The organism is Curtobacterium sp. 179-B 9B NHS (assembly GCF_045370965.1).
In the GTDB taxonomy this organism is placed as follows: domain Bacteria; phylum Actinomycetota; class Actinomycetes; order Actinomycetales; family Microbacteriaceae; genus Curtobacterium.
Window position 1 is genome coordinate 1 of record NZ_JBIQDQ010000036.1, and the last position, 6,650, is coordinate 6,650.

8 protein-coding genes are annotated in these 6,650 nt (G+C 72.0%); all 8 read right to left on the reverse strand.

The features are described from left to right. Positions 1–58: 58 nt before the first annotated feature. Positions 59–988 carry an RluA family pseudouridine synthase gene (locus tag ACH0A8_RS16320; RefSeq protein ID WP_066653773.1) on the reverse strand — a complete coding sequence of 310 codons (930 nt, stop codon included), beginning with the start codon at positions 986–988 and terminating at the stop codon, positions 59–61. Continuing rightward, positions 985–1,653: a signal peptidase II gene (lspA, locus tag ACH0A8_RS16325; RefSeq protein ID WP_251160123.1), complete on the reverse strand. Its 669-nt coding sequence runs from the start codon at positions 1,651–1,653 to the stop codon at positions 985–987. Before lspA ends, ACH0A8_RS16320 begins: the two co-directional genes overlap by 4 nt. 2 nt (positions 1,654–1,655) lie before the next feature. Continuing rightward, on the reverse strand, positions 1,656–2,351 hold the full coding sequence (locus tag ACH0A8_RS16330; RefSeq protein ID WP_066653770.1) for a DivIVA domain-containing protein: 696 nt from the start codon (positions 2,349–2,351) through the stop codon (positions 1,656–1,658). Between the two features lie 184 nt (positions 2,352–2,535). Continuing rightward, entirely contained in the window at positions 2,536–2,832 is a 297-nt protein-coding gene (locus ACH0A8_RS16335; protein WP_235426555.1) for a YggT family protein, read from the reverse strand. 73 nt (positions 2,833–2,905) lie between these two features. Further along, complete coding sequence (locus tag ACH0A8_RS16340; protein ID WP_066653765.1) at positions 2,906–3,493, reverse strand: cell division protein SepF; 588 nt, start codon at positions 3,491–3,493, stop codon at positions 2,906–2,908. Positions 3,494–3,536: 43 nt separating this feature from the next. Then, complete coding sequence (locus ACH0A8_RS16345) at positions 3,537–4,256, reverse strand: YggS family pyridoxal phosphate-dependent enzyme (RefSeq protein ID WP_406907574.1); 720 nt, start codon at positions 4,254–4,256, stop codon at positions 3,537–3,539. A gap of 8 nt (positions 4,257–4,264) precedes the next feature. Beyond that, positions 4,265–5,428 carry a cell division protein FtsZ gene (ftsZ, locus tag ACH0A8_RS16350; RefSeq protein WP_066653758.1) on the reverse strand — a complete coding sequence of 388 codons (1,164 nt, stop codon included), beginning with the start codon at positions 5,426–5,428 and terminating at the stop codon, positions 4,265–4,267. Positions 5,429–5,619: 191 nt separating this feature from the next. Continuing rightward, a partial coding sequence (locus ACH0A8_RS16355) for an FtsQ-type POTRA domain-containing protein (protein ID WP_406907575.1) occupies positions 5,620–6,650 on the reverse strand: 1,031 nt, incomplete at its 5' end.

Below are 6,650 nucleotides of genomic sequence, written 5' to 3' on the forward strand. Positions count from 1 at the left end.
GCGCTGGCCCCGCCCGATCGGGCAGGACACGCGGCGCGCCGCCCGCGCCGCCGCCGGCCTACGCCGAGGCGGCGCGGATGCGGTCGAGCGCCTGCTGCAGGTCGTCCGGGTACTCGGCCCGGAACTCCACCCACGCGCCCGTCCGCGGGTGCTCGAACCCGAGTCGCACCGCGTCGAGCCACTGCCGCGTCAGTCCGAGCTCGGACGCCAGCACCGGGTCGGCGCCGTACATCGTGTCGCCGACGAGCGGGTGCTTCGTCGCCGCCATGTGCACGCGGATCTGGTGCGTCCGCCCGGTCTCCAGGTGCACCTCGAGCAGGCTCGCCGACCGGAACGCCTCGAGCGTCTCGTAGTGCGTCACGCTCGGCTTGCCGTCGGCCGTGACCGCGAACTTCCAGTCGCTCGACGGGTGCCGTCCGATGGGTGCGTCGATGGTCCCCGACGTCGGATCCGGGTGCCCCTGCGCCAGCGCGTGGTAGACCTTCTCGACGGTGCGCTCCTTGAACGCCCGCTTGAGGTGCGTGTACGCGAGCTCCGTCTTCGCGACGACCATCAGGCCCGAGGTCCCGACGTCGAGCCGGTGCACGATCCCCGCCCGCTCGGCGGCGCCGGAGGTCGCGATGGTGAAGCCGGCCGCGGCGAGCCCACCGGGCACCGTCGGCCCGTCCCACCCGGGCGACGGGTGCGCGGCGACGCCGATCGGCTTGTCGACGACGACGATGTCTTCGTCGTCGTGCACGACCCGCATGCCCGGGACCTCGACCGGCACGATGCGCGGGGGCTCCTTCGGGGACCACTCGACCTCGAGCCAGGAGTCGGCGTGCAGCCGGTCGGACTTGCCGACCTCGACGCCGTCCACGCGGACGCCGCCGGCCGCGACGACCTCGGCCGCGAAGGAGCGCGAGAACCCGAGGAGCTTCGCGATGGCCGCGTCGACCCGCTCACCGGCGAGACCGTCGGGCACGGGCAGGGAACGCTGCTCGCTCACGTCGCGTCGTGCCCGAGGACGTCACGACCGTCGCGCGGCGCGCGCGGGTCGGGCTCCGCCACCACCGGACGGGAGGCGCGGGACGGCTCCGCCCCGTCGGCGACCGAGGAGCGGGCCGCCGCCTCCGCAGCGCGCTGCTGCTTCGCCGAGAGGGCACGGGTGCCGTCGAGGTTCACGCCGACGATGACGAGCAGGACGAAGACGACCATGCTCACGCAGATGAACGAGTCGGCGATGTTGTAGATCGCCGGCATCATCCACGGCGTCGAGATGAAGTCCACCACGTGACCGCGGCCGAAGCCCGGTTCGCGGAAGAGCCGGTCGAGCAGGTTGCCGAGCGCCCCGCCGAGGAGCATGCCGAGCACGATCGCCCACCACATGGACCGGATGCGACGGGCGAACACGATGATGCCGACGACGACCGCGGTCGACACGATCGAGAACACCCAGGTCATGTTCACCGCGAAGGAGAACGCGGCACCGGGGTTCCGGACGTAGAGCAGCTGGAGCGCGTCACCGAGGACGGGGACCACCTGTCCGTACGGCAGGTGCGCGACGACGAGCGCCTTCACGCCCTGGTCGAGCGCCACCACGACGACAGCGGCGAAGGCCAGTGCCGCGATCGCGCGGACACTGACCTTCGCCGTTGGTGCTGGTCGGACCAACGTCAGTTGCCGAAGCCCTGCGCCGATGCCGGCGCGGGGGTGAGGCCGGACTCCTGCGAGCCGGACCCGTCGAGCTCGGCGAGCTGACCCTGGATGTAGCTCTTGAGCTGCGCACGGTAGTCGCGCTCGAACGTGCGGAGCTCGTCGATCTTGCCCTCGAGCTGACGCTGCTCGCCCTCGAGCACGGCGACGCGCTGGCGGTTGGTGTTCTCGGTGTCGGCGATGATCTGGCGCTGCTTGGCCTCGGCCTCGGAGACCAGGCGAGCTGCCTGCGCGGTGCCCTCGGCGATGAGCGCGTCGCGCTTCTCGATGCCCTCGCGGACGTGCTCCTCGTGCAGACGACGAGCGAGCGTGAGGAGGTTCGTGGTGCCCTCGGTGTCCTCGTCGGCCGGGACGGTCGACGGCGCCGGAGCAGCGGCGGCGACCGGCGCGGGCTCCGGAGCAGCGGCGACGGGGGCCGGCTCGGGCTCGGGGGTCGACTCGGGCTGCTGCTCGACGGACTGCTCGGCGGCGGCCGGCTTCGGCGCCGACTCGGCGGCCTGCAGGCGCTGGCGGAGCTCGTCGTTCTCGGCCGTCAGGCGGCGGAGCTCGACGACGACCTCGTCCAGGAAGTCGTCGACCTCGTCCTGGTCGTAGCCCTCGCGGAACTTCGTCGGCTGGAACCGCTTGTTGACTACGTCTTCCGGCGTCAAAGCCATTGCCGTCACCTCAATAGAACTGCTGAACGTGTGGAACCACTTGCGTCGCGACCGAATCTACCAGCCACCACGAGCGGTGCGGATGCCCGCCGGAGCGGACATCGATCCCGACCACCGTACACCGCGGCCGGAGGGGAACCGCGACGTTCGTCGCGGCGTGGCGCGTGTCGCGGTGGGCGCGGGCTCAGAACCCGCGTGCGAGACCGCCGACGATCACCCGGAGGATGATCACGACGAGCATGACGATCGTCCACCCGAAGTCGAGCGCCACCGGCCCCAGCCGGAGCGGCGGGAGCAGGCGTCGGACGAACCTGATGGGCGGATCGGTCAGCGTGTACACCACGTCGGCGACCACGAGCAGGGCGCCACGAGGACGCCAGGACCGGTTGTACGCCTGGACGATGTCGAACGCGAACCGACCCCACATCACGAAGAAGTAGAGCAGGAGGGCGAAGGAGAGGATCCCGAAGACCACGGACACGATGGGGCTCGCTCGGCTCGGGTGCGTCCGCCGTCAGGGCGACCGCACGGGGCGGGGTGAACCGGGGTACGGCTCAGGACTGGGCGAAGAAGGACGCCTCGATGTCGGACTCTACCTCAGCGGGCTCACCGCTCACCGCGACGTGGGCCGGCGACAGCAGGAAGACCTTGTTCGTCACGCGCTCGATCTTGCCGTACAGACCGAGCGACAGGCCCGACGCGAAGTCGATCATGCGGCGGGCGTCCGACTCGGTCATCTGCGAGAGGTTGATGATGACGGGGATGCCGTCGCGGAAGCTCTCGGCGATGGACTGGGCGTCCTTGTACTCGCGCGGGTGGACGGTGAGGATCTCGTTCATTTCCTGGACCGGGGTCGCCTTCTGTGCGGTCGTGTGCGAGCGGCGGAGCGGGGTGACCTGAGCGCCGCGCTGGTGGGTGTGCGTCTTGGGCTCGGCGGGGACCGCTGCGGGAGCTGCTGCCGCCGGGGCAGCGGCTGCGGGCGCAGCGGCGGCCGGAGCCTGCGCGGCCGGAGCTGCAGCGGGAGCCGTGGCAGGGGCGGCGGCCTGGCGCGTCGGCGCGGCCTGCTGCTGCTGCTCGTCCTCGTACAGTTCCTCGTCGGCGAGGCCGAGGTAGACCATCGTCTTCTTGAGCGGGTTCGCCATGGTTCCTCCGGAGGTCGGTGCTCGTGGGTGCCCTGCAACGAGGCTAGGGCGCGGCCGGCCGGTTTCCCGTGATTGCGGTCCCGATCCGCAGGTGTGTCGCGCCCTCCGCGATCGCCTCGGCGTGGTCCCCGCTCATGCCGGCCGAGATGTCGGTCGCGTCGGGGGCGATCGCCGCGACCCGGTCGGAGACGTCGCGGAGCCGCGCGAAGGCCCGTCGGGGCTCCTCGTCGAGGGGCGCGACCGCCATCACGCCGCGGAGTCGGATCGTCCCGGTGCGCAGGACCCGTTCGACCATCGCCTCGACCGCGTCCGGCTGGACGCCACCACGATCGGGGTCGTCGGTCAGGTTGACCTGCACGAAACCGTCGACCACCCGGGGCTCCGGCTCGGTCTCGGTCGGCGCGAAGGCATCGACGACGGAGTCGCGGTCGAGCGACTGCACGACATCGGCGTAGCGGCGCACCTGCCGCGCCTTCTTCGACTGCAGCTGACCGACGAAGTGCCACGTCAGGTCGAGGTCGGCCAGCTCGGCGGCCTTGGCCTGCGCCTCCTGGTGCCGGTTCTCCCCCACGTCGGTGACCCCGAGTGCGGCGAGCTCGCGGACCAGCGACGCCGGGTGGTACTTCGTCACGACGACGAGCGTGAGGTCGTCGGCCGAGCGCCCGGCGGACCGGGCGGCGTCGGCGACGGACGCGCGGACGGACGCGAGACGCGCCTCCAGTGCGTCACGGTCGACGGTCTGGAGGCGCGCATCACCTGCCATGGGTCGGCTTACTTCAGGAAGTCGGGGACGTCGAGCTCGTCGTCGTCGTCGAACGCCGGGTCGGCGGCACGACGCACGGGCGCCTCGTGCTCCTGCGTCGACCAGGACGGCGCGCTGGTCGCGGTGTCCTCGATCGCGCCGGTGCCGGCCGACGACGCCGCGGACGACGTGCCGGAGTCCGCCTCGACCCAGCTGGAGCGACGCTCCTTCTGCTGCGCGCCCGGCTCGCCGCCGTCGAAGCCCGCGGCGATGACGGTCACGCGGACCTCGTCGCCGAGGGTGTCGTCGATGACGGCACCGAAGATGATGTTGGCCTCGGGGTGGACGGCCTCCTGCACCAGGCGGGCGGCGTCGTTGATCTCGAAGATGCCGAGGTTCGACCCACCCTGGATCGACAGGAGCACACCGTGCGCGCCGTCGATCGAGGCCTCGAGCAGCGGCGACGCGACGGCGAGCTCGGCCGCCTTGATCGCACGGTCCGCCCCGCGGGACGAGCCGATGCCCATGAGGGCCGAACCGGCACCCTGCATGACGCTCTTGACGTCCGCGAAGTCGAGGTTGATGAGACCAGGGGTGGTGATGAGGTCGGTGATGCCCTGGACACCCGCGAGCAGCACCTGGTCGGCGGTCGCGAAGGCCTCGACCATCGAGATGCCACGGTCGCTGATCTCGAGCAGGCGGTCGTTCGGCACGACGATGAGCGTGTCGACCTCGTCCTTGAGTCCGGCGACGCCGTTCTCGGCCTGGGACTGCCGACGCTTGCCCTCGAAGCTGAACGGCTTCGTGACGACGCCGATGGTGAGCGCACCGATCGACTTCGCGATCCGTGCGACGACGGGCGCACCGCCGGTGCCGGTACCGCCGCCCTCACCCGCGGTGACGAAGACCATGTCGGCGCCCGCGAGGGCCTCCTCGATCTCCTCGGCGTGGTCCTCGGCGGCACGACGGCCGACCTCGGGGTCCGCGCCGGCGCCGAGGCCCCGGGTGATCTCACGACCGACGTCGAGCTTGACGTCGGCGTCGCTGAGCAGCAGCGCCTGCGCGTCGGTGTTGATCGCGATGAACTCGACCCCACGGAGGCCCAGCTCGATCATGCGGTTCACGGCGTTCACGCCGCCGCCGCCGACACCGACGACCTTGATGACGGCGAGGTAGTTGTGGTTCGTGGTCACGTCAGTCGGGCCTCCGGTTGAACCCTCAACCTCTACTTGAAGTTCAGGGGCAATGCTGGTAGTTGCGGTGCTTCCACGACGCTACGGGTGCGCTCCGCGGGCTGTCGCCCCGCCACGCCGCGTGTCGCGGATCGCGTCGCCGAGATTCCCGCCGCGAGCGGCTCGGCGGTGGTCGTCGGACCCTCCGCTCGTCACTGCGCCGGTCGGACGATGCCGTTGTCCGGTGCCGAGACGTCGAACTCGACCTCGGTGTCGGGATCGCGCGACGCGTGGTCCGCGACGAGGGCCGCGAGCAGCGACGCCTTCGCGTCGGAGGCGTCCGGGCTGCCCCAGACCACGGTCGACCCGTCGTCGAGCGTGAGCGTGACGTCGTCGGCGGTGGTCGCCCGGACGTCCGTGACCTGCCGACGGACCGTCGACGGCAGCGACAGCACGACCTCGGTCATCGTCCGGAACACCGGCGAGCCGAGCTCGGCGCGCTGCACGTCGGCGACCGGCACGCCCTCCGGACGGTCCGGCGACGACTGCACCACGATGCCCGCCGGGTCGACCAGGTCGAACGAGTCCCCCGAACGGACGGCGACGACGGGCGTCCGCTCCGTGACGGTCACGACGAGGGTGTGCGGCGGGACCTCCTCGGTGACGTAGCTCTCGATCAGCGGGAAGCCGGCGATGTCGCGCTTGACCTCGCCGAAGTCGATGCGGGCCAGCGGGGTGCCCACCTGGTCGGAGAGCGCCTGGCGGAGCGCGGTCGCGTCGACGCGCTCGGTGCCGCGGACCTCGATCGTGCGCAGGGCCATCAGCGGTGAGTAGACGGCGACCAGGATCGACGCGCCGAAGACCACCACGACGGTGCCCGCGGTGATCCAGGCAGCACGGCGGTGTCGTGCACGCCGGGTGAAGCGCCGCACCTCGGCCCGCTCGAGCAGCCGCCGGCGACGCCTCGCCACCCGTGCCTCGCGCGCGGTCTCGGCAGCGCGGACGCCGGCACCGATCGGGGACCCGTGCTCGTCGTCGGCCGCCGGGCGGGCAGCACCGGGCGCGTCGATCACGTCGGTGACGGTGGCCGCACCGGTCGCGTCGTCCGGGGCCGGCTCCTCCGTCGTCGGGTCGGCCGTGGTCGCGCCCGCACCGCGGGGCGCGGTGTCCGCACCGGGGCGCGACGCGGCGCCGCCGTCACGGGCAGCGGCGGACGTCCTGCCCGCGTGGTCCTCGTCCGGGG

Bases quoted from the DNA above. Each gene is read 5' to 3' on its own strand.
- ACH0A8_RS16330 (WP_066653770.1), bottom strand. From the start codon at position 2,351: ATGGCTTTGACGCCGGAAGACGTAGTCAACAAGCGGTTCCAGCCGACG.
- ACH0A8_RS16340 (WP_066653765.1), bottom strand. From the start codon at position 3,493: ATGGCGAACCCGCTCAAGAAGACGATGGTCTACCTCGGCCTCGCCGAC.
- ACH0A8_RS16345 (WP_406907574.1), bottom strand. From the start codon at position 4,256: ATGGCAGGTGATGCGCGCCTCCAGACCGTCGACCGTGACGCACTGGAG.